Raw genomic sequence first — 16,933 nt, forward strand, 5'->3', positions numbered from 1 at the left:
CTCCTACTTCTCGACAACGAGGCGAACCAGATGAAGAGCGATTCCCGGCGGGCGCCGAAGACAGTCCGCCGTCGAGTGGCGGCCGCGACCGCGGTGACGCTGTTGGCCGGTGTTCTGCACGCGGCCTGGACCTTCTCCGACGTGGCGGGATCTCCCGCGACGGCACAAGCCGCGGAGACGGATCCCGTCCGTGCCACCGAAGCCGAGGCCAGGGCGCTGGCCTCGGATCTGGGCAAGCCGGTCGAGGTCGCCGCGTTCCGTTCGGAGACCCGGTCCGCCTTTGCCCACCCGGACGGGTCGCTGATCTCCCGCGAGTACGCCCAGCCGGTGCGGACCTTCCGCGACGGCGCATGGGTGGATACCGACGCGACGCTGGTGAAGGCCAGCGACGGCTCCTTCACGCCCAAGAGTTCGGTGGTCGGGCTTCGTATCTCCGGTGGCGGTGACGGGCCGCTGGCGTCCATATCCAAAGCCGGGCGGACCCTCAGTCTTTCCTGGCCCGGCAAGTTGCCCGAACCGGACGTCGCCGGTGACACAGCCACCTACGCCGAGGTGCTACCCGGCGTGGACCTGGTTGTCCACGCCGCCGCCGACGGGTTCTCCCACTCGCTGGTCATCAAGACCGCAGAGGCGGCGACGCAAGATGAATTGAAGCGCATCGAAATGCCGATGGTGACCGGTGGTCTCGACATGACCGAGACCGCGGAGGGCGGCATCATCGCCGTGGACGAGTCCGCCGGCGGTGCGGTCTTCGAGGCCCCGGCGCCGCGGATGTGGGATGCCGGCGTCACCAAGACGGCCTCGGCCAAGGCGGCAGCGAACGCGGAGGCCCTGTCCGCGGCACCAGCGGGCACATCCCAGATCGCCGACGTCGAGGTGGAACTGTCCGAGGACGTACTGACACTCGTCCCCGACCAGGCCCTGCTGACCGGAGCCGACACCACCTACCCGGTGGTGATCGACCCAGTGCTCAAAAGTGCCAGCCGTACGGCCTGGGCGATGATCGCCAGCGGGTACCCGAACGAGGAGTACTGGAAGTTCGACGGCTCGAAACACGAGGGCGTCGGCTACTGCCCGATCGCCGACGGAACCTGCAACGACGTCAACGTCAAACGGGTCCTCTACCGGATGTCGACCTCAGGGCTGCTGGGCAAGAACAAGCAGATCGTCTCGGCGGCCTTCCACGTCACGCTCTACCATGCGTACGACAGCACCGCCCGGCCGGTTCGCCTGTACCGCATCGGCGATTTCACGTCGGCGACGAACTGGAGTAACAGGCCCGGCTCGCTCGGACTGCTGGACACGCAGAGCCCGAAGAACCCGACCAGAAGTTGCACCACGACCAATCAGAACACCGAGTTCGACGCCACCACCGCAGTCTCCGACGCGGTGGGCGCGAACCAGAGTACGGTCAGTCTCCTGCTGCGGGCCGATGACGAGACCGAGTACCGGCAGTGGAAGCGGTTCTGCGACAACGCATACCTCGAAGTAAAGATCAACACCATTCCGGACGTGCCGCTCCAATCGAAGATGACCTCATCCCCGGGTGGGGCCTGCGTATTCGGCAGCACCCGCAAGTACGCGAGCCGGGAGCCGACGCTGTCGGTCGTCGCCACCGACCCGGACGACACCAGCCTCACCCGCGCCGAGGTGAAGGTCGAGTTTCTGGTGTTCTGGACCAAGGACGGCATCTACAAAGAGATTCCTCCGTACACCACCAGGTGGAACTACTCGGGTAAAGCCTTCACCTACAGCATCCCTGCCGGAGCGATCCCGGAGAACATCCCCATCGGTTGGATCGCCCGAGTAGGCGACCGTAAGGACAGCAAAACCGACGACGTCGCGAGCTGGTCGGACTGGAGCTGGTCCGGCGACCAGACGCGCTGCGAGTTCGTACTCGACAAGACCAAACCGCTGCCGCCCGACGTCTTCTCCGCCGATTACCCGTCCACCGAGGACACCACTGCCGACGGTGTCGGCGTCTACGGAAAGTTCACCTTCAGCTCCGCGTCCACCGACGTCGTGTCCTACCGGTACGCCTTGAACAAGGACGCGGCCCAAGGGACTCTGGTGAACCCGGCGGCCAAGGGCGGCGCGGTCTCGGTGAACCTGATGCCGGCATCGGAGGGACCCAACTGGGTCAGCGTCCACTCGATCGACGCCAGTGGCTCGACGAGCAGCGACGCCGTCTACCCCTTCACCGTCACCGCCGGCCGGACCACGACCGGCGCGTGGCGTCTCGCCGATGGCCCCGGAACCAGCCAGGCGGCTGACTCGGCGACCACTGCCCATCCCGCCGCCGCAGGTACCGGGGTGACCTTCGGTGCCGAGGGCCCCGGGGCCTACACCGCCGCCACCCTGAACGGCGGCGACGGCGCCTACCTCACGCCCGAAGCCACCGGGCTGGTCGACACCGGCTCCGGGTTCAGCGTCACCGCCTGGGTCCGGCTGACCGACACCGCTTCCGACCACGTAGCAGTCTCGGTCGACGGTTCCGGCGAACCGGGATTCACCCTCGGATACTCGGCCGAGACCCGGACCTGGGCCTTCGCGACCCCGGTCACCGACATCCAGTCCCTCGGCGCTTGGCGGGTGACGGGCCCGGCTCCTGTCGTCGGGCAGTGGGCCCACCTCGCCGGCGTCTACGACCAAGTCGCTGCAACGATGACGCTCTACGTCAACGGCAACACGTACGCCGCTGCGGCCCGTCCCTCACCATGGCGAGCCTACGGCTCGGTCCAGATCGGCCGCGCACTGACCAAGTCCGGTTACACCGCTCATTGGAACGGCGGTCTGGCCGATGTACGGGTATTCGACCGGATCATCGTGCCCACCGAGATCGCTGCCCTGTTCAAGAATCAGCCGAAACGGCGCGCCTACTGGCCGTTGTCGACCGCAACCGGCGGAGTGAGCCCCGAAGCTGCCGGCGGAACCGGACTCACACTGACCGGCGGCAGCAGCATCTACACGGTCGTCGACGAACTCATGGACGACCCGGCCCTGGTCGGCTCCGGCCACCTGGTTCTCGACGGCTCCACCGGGTACGGGTCGATCGCCGGCCCGGTCACCGCGACCACCGACAGCTTCACCATGACGGCCCGAGTCCGGCTGGCCAGCGCCAGCCCCACCAGTTCGATGACCGTCTTCGCAGCAACCGGAGCGAACAACAACCTGATTCGGGTGCGCTACGACGCGCCATCTGGACAGTGGCAACTCGCCGTTGCAGGTACGGACACGGCACAGCCGCAGACGACCATGGTCTTCGACACCGACACCGCAGTCGCCGCCGAGGCTGACGGACAGCTCCTGGCCGTCGTCTACGACTCCTTCGACCGCGAGATCCGGCTATACGTCGACGGTGTGCTCGCCGCTACCGGCCGCAGACCGGTGGCGTCGATGTGGGCGGCGACCGGCTTCCAACTGGGCCGCGGACGGTCCGGGACCGGATACGGCGAATATCTGGCCGGGGCCGTCGACGATGTCCGCATCTACTCCGGGATTGCCGACCAGAACCTGATCCAGCGGCTGTCGATTCGTGAGGAGAACACCGCACTATGAACGACTCGCCCCTGCAGAGTTCCGCCCGGCGCCTGCTCGCCGCCGCACTGACCGGCACCCTCCTGACGACGATGATCGCCGTTCCCGCCTACGCCGCCACACCGACCGAAGTCGGCCGGCCCGACGTCGAAGGCGCTGACCGGACCGCCACAATCAGCGGCACGGTCAAAGGCCGGGCCCGGCCCGCCGACCCGGTTGGTGCGGCGGCGGTGACCAATGCCGGCCCGGCGGCCTGGCCGTCCGCCGGCAAGTCGTCCATCGCAGTCACCACGGCAACATCGGCCGCTGGCGGGCAGGCCCGCACGGCACAGACCGCCGCACAGGTAGAGGTACTGGACCGGGCCGCCGCGCGAGCCGCCAAGGTCACCGGTGTACTGCTGCAAGTCGCCGGCAGCCCTGCTCAACAGCAGCAACTCACCGTCGACTACTCGTCCTTCGCCGGCGCCTACGGCGGTTCGTACGGCTCCCGACTCACCCTTTCCCGCCTGCCGGACTGCGCCCTGGCAACCCCGGACAAACCAGAATGCGCCCCGGAACCACTCAAGACCACCAACGACACCGAGAAACAGACCCTGTCGGCGCAGGTGACCCTCCCCGCCACCGCCTCCACACTGACCGTCGCGGTCGCCGCCGCCGACGCCTCGGCACAAGGCACCTACGACGCGACCCCGTTGAAAACGTCGTCGTCGTGGACGATGGGCCTGTCCTCCGGCCAGCTGAGCTGGTCCTACCCGATGCGAGTGCCGCCCGTTCCAGGAACGCTCACGCCGGACGTCGCCCTCTCCTACTCCTCCCAGGCGATGGACGGACAGACAGCCGCCACCAACAACCAGGGCTCCTGGATCGGCGCCGGATTCACCTACGAACCCGGCTACATCGAGCGCCGCTACAAGTCGTGCGACGACGACGGCCATGAGAACAAGGGTGACCTGTGCTGGGGCACCCACAACGCGACAATGGTGCTCGGCGGCACCTCCACCGAACTGATCCTCGACGACACCACCGGCAAGTGGCGGTCCGCGTCCGACAACAACGCCAAGATCGAAAAGACCACCGGCGCGGCGAACGACGACGACAACGGCGAGACGTGGAAAGTCACCACCACCGACGGCACCCAGTACTTCTTCGGCCTCAACCAGCTTCCCGGCTGGACGACGGGCAAGGACGAGACCAACTCTGTCTGGACCGTGCCGGTCTTCGGCGACGACGACAACGAAGAATGCCACAAGGACACGTACACCGGCTCCTGGTGCCAACAAGCATGGCGGTGGAACCTCGACCACGTCATCGACCCGCACGACAACGTCATGTCCTACTTCTACGTCAAGGAGACCAACCACTACGCCCGCAACGGCGACACCGACGTCAACGGCACCCCCTACACCAGAGCCGGCTACCTCGAACGCATCGACTACGGCCAGCGCGCCGGTGCGGTCTACTCCAGCACCGCCCCCGCACGCGTCGTCTTCGGCGTCGCCGAGCGCTGCATCCCGACCAGCACCTTCGCCTGCGGCCCGGCCGACCTGACCGACGACACCGCCACCCGCTGGGCGGACGTGCCCTGGGACCGCAACTGTGCTGCCAGCAAGAAATGCGCCGATGAACAGACATCGCCGAGCTTCTGGACACGTAAACGCCTCACCACCGTCACCACACAGATCCTGTCCGGCAGCAGCCACACCGACGTCGACGAATGGAAGATCGACCACCTCTTCACCGACAACGGCGACGCCTCCCGGTCACTGTGGCCCACCACCATCGTCCACACCGGCAAGGTCGGCGGCACGAAGGCGCTACCCGCGGTCGACCTGACCGCCGTCCAACGCGTCAACCGGGTCGACGTTATCGGCGACGGCATCGCCGGCCTCGCCCGGCCACGGCTGGCAACGGTCACCTCGGAGACCGGCGCAACAATGTCCATCATCTACTCCCAACAACAATGCGACGCCGCGAACCTGCCCGCCCCGGGAAAGAGCACCAAGCGCTGCTTCCCGGTGAAATGGAACCCTCCAGGCGCCGAGGAACCGATCACCGACTGGTTCAACAAGTTCGTGGTCGAACAAGTCACCGACGGCGACCTGACCGCCGGATCCCCGGACATGGTCACCTCGTACGAGTACCTGGAAGACGCAGCCTGGAACCACACCGACGCCGACGGGATCACCGAGAGCAAATACCTCACCTGGGGCGACTGGCGCGGCTACGGGAAGGTCCGGGTCCGTAAAGGCGACGGCCAAACCATGACCACCCGCACCGACTACACGTTCCTGCGCGGCATGCACGGCGACAAGGACCCCGACGGCGGCACCCGCGACGCAAGCGTCACCGACTCCACCGGCGCGACCTTCACCGACTACGACGAATACTCCGGCAAACAGCTGGAATCGATCCTCTACAACGGCACAGCGGTCGTGTCGAAGACAGTCACCGAACCCTGGCGGTACCGGACCGCGACCCGGGCCCGCAGCTGGGGCACCGACCACGCCGCGTACAGCGGCAGTGACGTCACCCGTACCTACATCGCCCTGGCTGCCGGAGGCTGGCGCACGACGAAGACCGTCACCACCTTCGACACTGACACCGACGCTGACGCCGGCACACAGTACGGCCGGGTCATACGCATCGACGACTTCGGCGACACGACGGTCGGTGGCGATAACCGATGCACCCGCACCACCTACGCCGACAGCACCAATAGATGGATGCTCGCCTACCCGGCACGGGTCGAGACGGTCGCGGTCAACTGCTCGGCGACCCCGAACCGAGCCACCCAGGTCCTCTCAGACCAGATCTCCCTCTACGACGGCACCACCACGACCGGCGCGGCCCCCGTCACCGGCGACGTGACCACAGCCAAAGTACTGGCAAATCACGACGGCACCACCGCCACCTACGTCACCACCCAGCGCGGTGAATTCGACAAGTACGGCCGTGGCGAGCGCCTCATCGACGCGAAAGGGTTCGCCACCACCACCGCTCACACCGAGACGTCCGGTCTGACCACCGCGATCACGAACATCAACACACTCGGCCACAAGGCGCAGACCGTGCTGAACCCCGCGTGGGGAACGGTCACCGCCAGCGTGGACACCAACGACAAGCGCACCGACGTCGTCCTGGATCCGCTCGGCCGGGTCGCCCAGGTCTACCTGCCGGACCGCCGGCTGGCCGCAGGCATCCCCAACCACCGCTACACCTATCTGGTCTCCAAGAGCGCGCCCACCGCGGTCAAGAGCGAGCTGATCAACAACGACGCCACCTACACGATCAGCTACCGGATCTTCGACGGCCAACTACGGCCACGCCAGACCCAGGCCGAAGGCGCCGGCGGAGGTCGGCTCATCACCGACACCTTCTACAACGGCACCGGGAAGGTGAAGGAAAGCTGGGCGGCATATCACGCCACCGGCGCTCCCTCGGCCACCCTCGTCAACTCGGTGCCCACCAGTGTCAACGGGCAAAACTTCTACACCTATGACGGCGCCGACCGGCAGGTCATCGAGGTGTTCGCCGTCGGTGACACGGCGAAATGGCGTACCACCACCAGCTACGGCGGAGACCGGGTCAGCGTCGACCCGCCGGACGGCACCGCCGCCACCACCACGATCAGTGACGCCCGAGGCAACACCACCGAACTGTGGCGCTACCGCGGGCCGTCGGCCACCGGCACACACGACGTCACCGAATACTCCTACGACACCGCCGGCCGCCTGACCGGAATGACGGAGCCCGGCACCCGGACCTGGAAGTACCTCTACGACCAACGAGGCCGCAAGACCAGCGCGACCGACCCGGACGCCGGCACCTCCACCTACACCTACGACGACCTGGGCCGGATGCTCACCTCCACCGACGGGCGGGGCACGACACTCACCCACAAATACGACGACCTCGGCCGCAAAACCGACCTTTACCAGGGGAGTACACAGCTCTCCCAATGGGTGTACGACACCGCCTACACAGGGCAGTTGTACTACAGCCGCCGCTTCGTAAGCGCCACCAACTACTACACGACGGTCTATCCGACCCGGGACACCTTCTACCGGCCCACCACCACCAGATACGGCATCGCCGGAGAAAGCAGCGCCCTCAGCAAGACCTACGCCTTCACCACCAGCTACAACAACGACGGCTCGGTGGCGGGCTACAGCCTGCCCGCAGCCGGTGGACTGGCCGCCGAGAACATCGCCGTCACCTACGACGCCCTACGCCAGCCGATCGCGATCACCGGCAACACCCCTTACTCCACCGGCTACCTCTACTCCACCACCGGCAAGCTGCGCCAACTGGAAGCCGGAACCGGCACGGTCAAGACCTGGAACACCTTCGAGTACGAGGCCGGCACCAACCGACTCAAACGCAACTACCTGCTGCGTTCCACCAACGCCAGCTATGTCACCGACGTCGCCTACGACTACGACGACGCCGGCAACGTCGTCTCGATGCTGGACACTCCCGCCAGTGCGACCCCGGACCAGCAATGCTTCACATACGACCATCTCGCTCGGCTCACCGATGCCTACACCACCACGGCGACCGGTGACGACCCCTGCGCCACCGCTGCATCAGCCGAATCTACCGGCGGTCCGGCACCCTACTGGCACAGCTACACCTATGACGACAGCAGTAACCGCGACACCGAGACCATCCATCCGACCGGAGTCGGAACCGCGAAAACCCTCCGGACATACTCCTACGCCACCGGCGGCAACCGCCTGAACAATGTGAACACCGTTGTCGGCACTACGACCTCCGACGCCACCTATACCTACGACGACGGCGGAAACACCAAGACCAAGCCCACCGCCACCGGTGCCGGCAGCCAGACGCTGACCTGGGATACCGAGAACCGGCTGGCGTCCAGCACTGAGAACGGCACGACCACCACTTACGCCTACGACGCCGACGGCAACCGGCTACTGCGCCGCGAGGCCGGCTCCATCACGCTCTACCTGCCCAATCTAGAGCTCAAACTCACCACCAGCACCGGGGCGGTGACCGGAACCCGCTACATCGACCTCGGCGGCGGCCTCACCGCCGTCCGCACCAACAACGGCGTCACCTTCACCGCAGCCGACCACCATGGCACCGGTGGCACCGCCGTCGACGCGGTTACCGGTGCCGTCACCAAACGCCGACACACCCCATTCGGGACGAGCCGCGACATTAGTTCGATCGCCTGGGTGAGCGACCGTGGCTTCCTCAACGGCACCACTGACCCGACCGGAATGACCCACCTCGGCGCCCGCGAGTACGACTCCACCACCGGCCGCTTCATCTCGGTCGACCCGCTACTCGACCTCACCGATCCCAGCCAGTGGAACGGCTACGCGTACGCCCACAACAACCCGGTCACCTACAGCGATCCCACCGGGCTACTTCCCCCATGCGGTCGAGCGGACGAACCCCCGTGCCCCGACCGCACCCCCGACAACGACACCGAAACCCCGGGCAGCGAAGACGATGAACCCGGCGGTGGCAGCGGCGGCGACAGCAGCGGCGGCGGCAGCAGCGGCAGCAGCGGTGGCGGCAGCAGCGGCAGCAGCGGTGGCGGCGGCGGCAGCGGTGGCGGCAACGATGTCAATGGTGTGCTCAAGGGGGCCGGCGAACAGGCCGTCGAAGTCCTCAAGACGCCATTGCACATCATCGAAGGCATGTACGAGTGCGGCAAGAAGTACTGGCACCCGATGTGCCTCGGCCCCGGGGCCGTGATCTTGAACGCTTCCGCCGACCCCGCCGGTGCAGTCGCTGGAATGTGGGAGGGCACAGTCGGCCCGATCCGCGACGACTGGAACAGCGGCCAAAAGGACGAGGCCGTCGGACGCGGCTTCATCATGGTTCTTGAGGCTGTCGTCGGCGGAAAAGGCGCCGGAACACTGAGCAAACTCGGCCGCAACGTGGCAGCCGGGGCAGGTAAGACCTGCAAGGCCTGCGGCGTAGTCGCGGAGAAATGTAACAGCTTCGCCGTGGGAACGATGGTGCTGATGGCAGATGGAACCGCCAAAGCGATCGACGAGGTCGTGGTGGGCGACGAGGTCGTCGCCACGGACCCGATCACCGGTGAGACGCGGGCGAAGGAAGTCACCGCCGAGATCGTCGGCAACGGCGTCAAACACCTGGTGAAGTTGAGCATCAAGTCCGAAAGCGGTGACGAGGCTGAGGTAACAGCTACCGACAGCCACCCCTTCTGGGTCCCCGCCACCGGAGAGTGGGTGGACGCCACCGACTTGCGACCAGGGGAGTGGCTGCGGACGAATGTCGGCACCCGTGTCCAGATTGACCGCGTAGAACGGTGGACGGAGCCACACACCACCGTCCACAACCTCACAGTCACCGATTTGCACACGTACTATGTGCTCGCCGGAAACATCCCGGTGCTTGTCCACAACGCTGGTGGGGACAAGCTACGGCCTGACTACAATGCGGAAGGCCCTCATACCACGTTCCTTCGCGACAGAGGAACCGGCCAGATCAAGAAATGGGCGACTTGGATTCCGCAAACGAACCCTCGCAATCCAGCGCCCTGGGAGATGGTGGAGCGATTCGATTTGCAGGGTCCGACACATACCAATAGGGACGGAACTAAAGTTCCTACGCCGCATATCAATTTGCCCAATGGTGGCGATGCGCGTCCGGCTCAGCCATGGGAAATTCCGGGGAGTGGTGTTGCGCGACCGAGTTGCTGACGGAAATTTTGACTATCTAGTGAACTGGTACGCCGCCCAGTGTGACGGCGAATGGGAACACGAGTATGGGATCCGACTTGAAACTCTGGATAATCCCGGCTGGAGTATCAGCATTGACTTGTCGGGAACCTCTGCTGAGGGGAGGATCCAAAAAATGAGCAGACGAGAAATTGGCGATAGAAAGTGGATCATTTTCGAGTCCACCGGTATCTCATTCGAAGCAAGCTGTGATCCGCTTTCGCTTCAAGAAGTGGTTGAAGAGTTCAGGATTTTTGTGGAATCCCAGTAGCTGCATCGGCGCGTATGAAGGTTGGATGGCTCGACGGTCTGACCCTCGAGGCCTATCACGGGCAGCGGGTGGGTCGCGCTCTGTAGTGACTCATCCGCTGTCGTGTGTTGGGGCACGGCCGTTTCAACATCATCCGGTGAGGCCGAGGATGGTGAATGGCCTGGTCATGTCGCGGTTGGCCCAGCGGGTGGCTTCGGTGATGTCGGTGCGGCCGGCCAGGCGTAGGGCGTTGATGGCGAGGTTGCGTAGTGAGGCCAGGACGCGGGGTCCGGAGCGGGTGCGTACGCGGGAGTGGTCCTCGCGGTAGCAGGTGTCGCGGATGAAGTGCAGGGTTTCCGTGAGCCACCCGTGGTGCACCCGAAGTCGTGTTGGTCTTTCATCGTGGGTCGTCTCCTTCGGGCTGAGCAGATGGCTGGGTCCAGCGGGCTCGGGTGTAGTAGCCCGGTGGTCGGGCGCGGCGTTCGCGTAGGCGTTGGAGTTCGGCGTCGTCGGCGGTGATGATCCAGTATTTGCCGTCGGGGTGATGCCGGGCGGTGACCCAGCCTCGGTATATCCAGTTATAAACGCTGGCGGTCGGCATGCCCAGGACGGCGGCCAGACCGGTGACCGACCACTCGTGGGCGCCGGTGACGCCCGAGGCACTGGGCTTGGCTCGTGTCGTCGGCACACGAATGCCGTGCTGGTTGATCAGGTGCCGTACTTGGGCGGGCCCGAATCGGGTGGTGCGTTTCGGGGGTTTCAGGCCTTCGTCGTTGAGCCGGTCGGCGATCTGCCGGGTGCTGTGCCCGGCTTCGGCGAGTTCGGTGATGCGGGCCAGCATGCGGGGGAAGTAGGACAGTTGGTCCATGCGTCCGACCGGCCGGGTGGCCTGTCCGGTGGTCTCGTGGCCGCCGGCCCAGCGGATCGTGACGTCGACGAGTTCGCTGTCGGCGACGACCGCGACGGTGATCTTCTCGATCACGGTGCGCAGGATCTCCTTGCGGTCGTCGATGCTGGTGGTGGGTGCGTGCCAGACGGCGGGCAGATGCTCGGCCAGAGTGCGGATCGCGTCGCGTTCGGCCGGGGTCAGGGTCGCGGGGCGGGTGTCACGGAATCGCTGGTAGTCGCCGTCGAGGCGATCGGCCTCGGCCAGCGCGGTCTCCCAATCCTTCTCCAGCTGACGCACCACGAGGCGGTTCTCCGGTTCGGCCAGCTGGTATTGCCTGCGGGCCCGGTCGGCGTCGTAACGGGCCCGTTCCAGGCGCTGGCGCCACACCTTGTCCACCGTGGCGCGTTCGGCTTCGGCCTGCGCAGCGGCCGACAGCGACACCTCCAGCCCAGCCGGGGCGAGTGCCGTGAGGACCTGGCCGGTGACGTAGGCGTCCAGGGCGGGACCGGCGATGTGCTGGCACGGATCGCCGGTGCCGTAGTTGATCGGCAGGTAGGCGCAGACGTAGCCGTGAACCGTGGTCCGCGAGGCCGGGCTGTGGTAGCGCACGACCATGCGGTGCCCGCCGCAAAGTCCACAGTGCAGCAACCCGGACAACAGCGCCGATCCGCCGCGCGGGGCACCCGGAGCCGCGGCGACCTTGTACCTGCCGAAAAGTACATCCGCGCTGTTCAGGCGGCATGCTCGTACTCGTGGAGGATGCCGCCGAGGCGGTCGCGTCGGCGGATGTCGAGTCGGGTGAGCCGGTCCGGGTCGGTGATGGGTGCGGGCAGCGGGGTCAGTGGCCGGGCGTTGGCGATGCCCTGGTGTGGTCGGTGTTCGTTGTAGAAGGCTTCGTACTCGCGCAGCGCATGCAGCAGATGCCGTTGGTTGAGGATCAGGGTCTGGTCGAGGAGTTCGCGGCGGCAGGTCCGGACCCAGCGTTCCATGATCGCGTTCATCCGGGGCATCCGTACCCCGGTGAGCACCACGTCGATGCCGGCGTCGGCGAGGATGGTGTCGAACAGGGCCGGATACTTGCCGTCGCGATCGCGGATCAGGTATTTGACCTGGCAGCCGGTGTCTTCGAGGTCCATGACCAGGTTGCGGGCGGTCTGTGCCACCCAGGCGGCGGTCGGATGGGCGGTGGTGCCGAGGATCCGGATGCGGCGGGTGGTGTGTTCGATGACGGCCAGGACGTACAGCTTGGCGCCGGTCAAGGCGGTCGTTTCGAGGAAGTCCGCGGCGATGATCGCGTGGCCTTGGGACCGCAGGAACACCGCCCAGGTGTTGCTGGTGCGCTCGGGTGCCGGTTCGACACCGGCACCCTTGAGGATCTCCCAGACCGTGGAGGCGGCGACCTTGACGCCGAGCACAAGGAGTTCGCCGTGGATTCTGCGGTATCCCCAGGTGCTGTTCTCCCAGGCGAGGCGCAGGACCAGCCGGCGGATCGACCGGATCGTTCGGGGCCGCCCGACCCGGCGGGGCCGGGAACTCCGGGCGTGCCGGTGGGCGATCAGATCGCGGTGCCAGCGCAGCACGGTCTCCGGGCGTACCAGTAGCCGCAGGTGATTCAGTGCAGTTCGCGGTAGCGGGTGCAGCAGGGCCGCGAGCCAGGCCCGATCCGCTGGGGCGAACCGGACCCGTTCGCCGTGCAGGTGCCGTTCGAGCACCATGATCTGGTGCCGCAACGCCAGGATTTCGGCGTCCTTGTCGCGGTCGCTCATCGGTAGCAGCCGTAGCAGGGCGAGGGTGTTGGTCACGCCGAGGTACGCCAGTCGAAACAGCACACGTCATCCTTGCGCAGTGCTCGGCGTAGATCACGGTCACGGCCCGGCGGAGAGGCCCTTGGCCGGCTCCGTTGCGTTGTTGGATCGGGAGACGCGTTCAGCCCGGCCAGGTGGCGTGGTCAGATCGCCGTGGTGAGTTCAGCGAACGCGACGGTGACTCGTAGTCGAGGGTGTTCGTCGGCGGCGAGTTCGTAGTGTCCTCGGTGTAGGTTCTGGACGAAGGCGTGTCCGGCGATGATGGTCTGGGCGGTACGGTCGGTGCGTAATCCGCGCATCGATCGGAGTCGGTGTTTGAGCCGGCTGTGATCGGCCTCGACGGGATTGTTCGCGTACTGCTCGACGTGATGCCAGGCGGCCGGGATCAGGTCGGCGAGCACGGCGGGGTAGACCGCTGCGGCGTCGGTTACCACCTCGACAGGCACCGTTTTGAGGGTGGCGAGGGCGCGGGTGAAGAACCTTCGGGCCGCCGCACCGTCCCGGCGGGCGGACACCAGCACGTCGATGACCTGGCCGTGCTGGTCGATCGCCCGGTACACGTACCGCCAGACACCGTTGACCTTGACGTAGGTCTCGTCGACGAACCAGCGGTCACCCGGCGAACGCCGAGCGAAGCGGGCAGCGTCTGCCAGCAGTGGGGTGAACCGCTGTACCCACCGGTACACGGTGACGTGATCCACCTTCACGCCGCGTTCGGCGAGTAGTTCCTCGACGTCGCGGTAGGACAGGTTGAAGCGCAGGTACCAGCGCACCGCCATCACGATCACCTCCGGTGGAAACCGGAAGCCGGCGAACGCCGAAGACGGAGCAAACCACGAACGCGACCGGGATGACGACCTCACCGATCAACTGTGCCGGAGCACGCGGCCAACCCGACACCACAGCACCCGATCGCTCAATGCAACAGCGCCTCTCGGTGTCCTTGTCGCGGTCGCTCATCGGTAGCAGCCGCAGCAGGGCCAGAGCGTTGGTCACACCGAGGTAGGCCAGTCGCAGCAACACAACCAATCATCCTCGCGGAACACTCCGCAGAGAAACATCGTCGAGGTCCGGTCCCCGAGACCAGCCCGGGGCCAGGCCACACGCTGGGGCGATCGAGATGGCGGTGACCAATGCGGATGAGGTTCTCGGCACCCGCAGCGTCGAACACCGTCACTGCCGACGTTGTACCCACAGCGTCAGGTCTACTGGTACCAGCCAGCCACAGGGCTGCCTCGTCGACTATCGTCCGTCGGTCGGCGGTCTGGCCGTGGAACCGGGAGGCTGCTCGGTGTTGGCGCGACAGTCCACCGCCCTGCGCCCCGGCCCACCAGGACGATCCATGGCGAGGGGCCGTCTCTCACCGGACGGCGTCCTGGGCCTGGAGATCGGTTATCAGCCGCTTGGTGGCCAGCGTGCTGACGACGGCGGCCGCCTGGTTGGGGCGTCCGGGGATGCTGAGGACGTCGCCGCGGCCGAGCGCCTTGACGCCCTCCTCCGCGACGGCCTCCGCGCTCAGCCACATGGGCCGTGGCAGAGCCCGGAGTGCCTCTTCCCGGTCCAGGCCCGCGGCCTCCGCAAAGCCTGTGTCGACAGGCCCAGGGCACAGCAGCGTAGCGGTCACGCCCGTGCCGGCAAGTTCGGCTGCCAGCGTGCGGGTGTACGAGAACACGAACGACTTGGCAGCCGCGTACGCCGCCTGACCCGGCACCGGCTGGAAGGCTGTAGTCGACCCGACGTTGAGGACCGCGCCGCGGCCACGAGCGACCATGCCGGGCACGAAGCGCGCACAGAGATCGGCCACCGCCAGCGCGTCGACCTCGATCATGGCGAGTTCGGCGCCCGGATCGCACTCCGCGATGGGGCCGCGTGTCGAGTAGCCGGCGTTGTTGACGAGGATGTCGGTGACAAGCCCCAGTTCGCCGATGCGATCCGGCAGTGCGGCACGGCTTTCGCGATCGGCGAGGTCGGCGGCCAGCACGACGGCGTTCACCCCGTACTCCCGCAGCTCGCCGGCGGTCTTCGTGAGCCTGTCCACGTCACGCGCGACGAGCGTGACACCGTAGCCGTCTCTTGCCAGGGCGTGTGCCACCGCCTCGCCGATGCCGGACGACGCGCCGGTGACGATCGCGGTACCGTCCCGTCTGGCCGGGGGAAGTGCCATGTGATCAGCGTTCCTCTCGATCGGGGTGGCGGGTCCGGGCCCTGCAACAACAACGGATCATCGACCAGCTGGCGATGCCGGAAGCTGCCCACCGCCCGGCGATGCCGAGGATGCCGTCGGCTGAGCCGTCGTCGACCACCACGATCTCCAGGCCCGGCAGGCGTTGTGAGCCAGGGAGGCGAGACAGGGCTCGAGGTCCGGCTCGGCGTCGTACACCGGCACGACCACGCTCGACAGCGGCGTCAACTGGCGATCCTCTCTGAGGCGGGTGGCCGGGTCAGATGGCCTTGGCTTCTCGGACGAGCACGGCTTCCAGTGCCGCCAGCATCGCGGCGCCCGCGTCAGGCGTCATCCTTTTCTCGTCGCAGACCACCTTGAGCAGGCACTCCGGTCCTGCATCGCGCAGGTTTGCGAAGACGGTCGCGTCGCTCAGGTCCCGCCGCTCGATCACGTCGATCGAGGTCTCCCGCTCCGCCGGGCCACCGAGCTCGCCGGCCTGGCTCTCCAGCCCTTGCCACGCCTGCCGGATGGCCCGCACGTCGTTGAAGTAGTACGAGAGATCGCTGGAGAGCCCCGCGGCGGCGAGGCCGGTGAGAGTGTCCCGCCATCGGAGCGTGTCGTACCGGGCGCGGGCGTAGGCATTCAGGGTGCGCGCGTACACGGCCCGGACATGGGACGTCATCTCCCCGGTCAGGTCTTGCCGGGAGTAGCGCAGCAGCCCATTACCCAGGGTCTGGCCGATGAACTGCGTCAGCTGCGGCTGCCATCTGTTGTTGCACACCAGGAGCATCGCGGACAGATCTCGATCGATCTCGTGGTGAACAGCTCGCGTCAACGCCGCCAGGACGACGCTGGTCGTGCTCGTGCCCGTCCTGAGCGCGATCACCTGCGCGGCGATGGCGGCGGCGCGGGAGCGCAGAGCGATCACCGAGTAGGCGCCGGGCGTGGTGGGCATCAGTCCTCGTCCGGCCGGCGGGCTGGTCGCCGCGTCGACCCATCGCTCGAGCACCGCCTCGCTGCGACGGATGCTGCCCGGGGCCTGCTCATGCCGAACCAGCGTCTCGGTCTGCATCCCCGGCTCGGGCACTTCGTGACCTTCGATAGCGGTGAGCAGCTGGCGCTCCAGCAGCCGGAAGGCCACTCCGTCGAAGGGCAGGTGGGACAGGAGAAGGATCATGTGCGTGACGATCCCGCGGCGGTGCAGCAGCCCTATCCGGATCGGGGCGGCGTCCAGCTCGAAAGCCTCCGTCGGGAACCCCGCGTCCCGGAACCGCTCGAAGCCACCTCTTTCCAGCCCGCCCGCGCCGCTCGCGTCATGCATGTCCCGCACGAGGACCGAGACCTGGGCGTGATCGCGGAAGGTCTGTTCCCGCCGCTTCTCATCGAAGACGACGCGCAGGATGTCGAGCTGCGTCAGGTAGCGCTCGATGCGTGACAGCGCAGCCCGGAGCGGCACCGGGCTGTCGACCCGCGAGATGCCTATCGGGTTGAGCTGGTCCGAGCTCGAGCCGAGAACGAGCATGCTCTCCCACATGTTTCCCTCCCCCCAGGTGAGGGGGAGAG

The 16,933-nt window shown here is 66.7% G+C and carries 9 protein-coding genes; 3 read left to right on the forward strand and 6 right to left on the reverse strand.

Annotated elements, in window-relative coordinates:
- Positions 1 to 30: 30 nt before the first annotated feature.
- From BLU81_RS51750 to BLU81_RS45980, 3 genes are read left to right on the forward strand one after another with little or no spacing between them, the layout of a single operon-like run.
- Positions 31 to 3,558 (forward strand): LamG domain-containing protein, encoded by a 3,528-nt coding sequence (locus tag BLU81_RS51750; protein ID WP_157752082.1) that lies wholly within the window; start codon positions 31 to 33, stop codon positions 3,556 to 3,558.
- A complete protein-coding gene (locus tag BLU81_RS45975; protein WP_092555869.1) occupies positions 3,555 to 10,244 on the forward strand; it encodes a polymorphic toxin-type HINT domain-containing protein in 6,690 nt (2,229 codons plus the stop codon). Before BLU81_RS51750 ends, BLU81_RS45975 begins: the two co-directional genes overlap by 4 nt.
- Entirely contained in the window at positions 10,219 to 10,533 is a 315-nt protein-coding gene (locus BLU81_RS45980; RefSeq protein WP_197686066.1) for an immunity 53 family protein, read from the forward strand. Before BLU81_RS45975 ends, BLU81_RS45980 begins: the two co-directional genes overlap by 26 nt.
- A 129-nt stretch (positions 10,534 to 10,662) precedes the next feature.
- Here the strand turns inward: BLU81_RS45980 and BLU81_RS45985 are convergent, their stop codons facing one another.
- The 6 genes from BLU81_RS45985 to BLU81_RS46010 form a co-directional block, all read right to left on the reverse strand.
- Positions 10,663 to 10,890 (reverse strand): hypothetical protein, encoded by a 228-nt coding sequence (locus BLU81_RS45985; RefSeq protein ID WP_092555873.1) that lies wholly within the window; start codon positions 10,888 to 10,890, stop codon positions 10,663 to 10,665.
- A gap of 19 nt (positions 10,891 to 10,909) precedes the next feature.
- On the reverse strand, positions 10,910 to 12,016 hold the full coding sequence (locus tag BLU81_RS45990) for a recombinase family protein (protein ID WP_092555875.1): 1,107 nt from the start codon (positions 12,014 to 12,016) through the stop codon (positions 10,910 to 10,912).
- A 116-nt stretch (positions 12,017 to 12,132) separates the two neighbouring features.
- On the reverse strand, positions 12,133 to 13,230 hold the full coding sequence (locus BLU81_RS51290) for an integrase core domain-containing protein (RefSeq protein WP_092555877.1): 1,098 nt from the start codon (positions 13,228 to 13,230) through the stop codon (positions 12,133 to 12,135).
- Positions 13,231 to 13,349: 119 nt separating this feature from the next.
- Positions 13,350 to 14,069 carry an IS6 family transposase gene (locus tag BLU81_RS46000; protein ID WP_092555823.1) on the reverse strand — a complete coding sequence of 240 codons (720 nt, stop codon included), beginning with the start codon at positions 14,067 to 14,069 and terminating at the stop codon, positions 13,350 to 13,352.
- 497 nt (positions 14,070 to 14,566) lie between these two features.
- Entirely contained in the window at positions 14,567 to 15,370 is an 804-nt protein-coding gene (locus BLU81_RS46005; RefSeq protein ID WP_092555879.1) for an SDR family NAD(P)-dependent oxidoreductase, read from the reverse strand.
- Positions 15,371 to 15,647: 277 nt separating this feature from the next.
- Positions 15,648 to 16,904 (reverse strand): condensation domain-containing protein, encoded by a 1,257-nt coding sequence (locus BLU81_RS46010; RefSeq protein WP_092555881.1) that lies wholly within the window; start codon positions 16,902 to 16,904, stop codon positions 15,648 to 15,650.
- Positions 16,905 to 16,933: the final 29 nt, after the last annotated feature.

It is taken from the genome of Actinoplanes derwentensis, from assembly GCF_900104725.1.
Lineage (GTDB): Bacteria > Actinomycetota > Actinomycetes > Mycobacteriales > Micromonosporaceae > Actinoplanes > Actinoplanes derwentensis.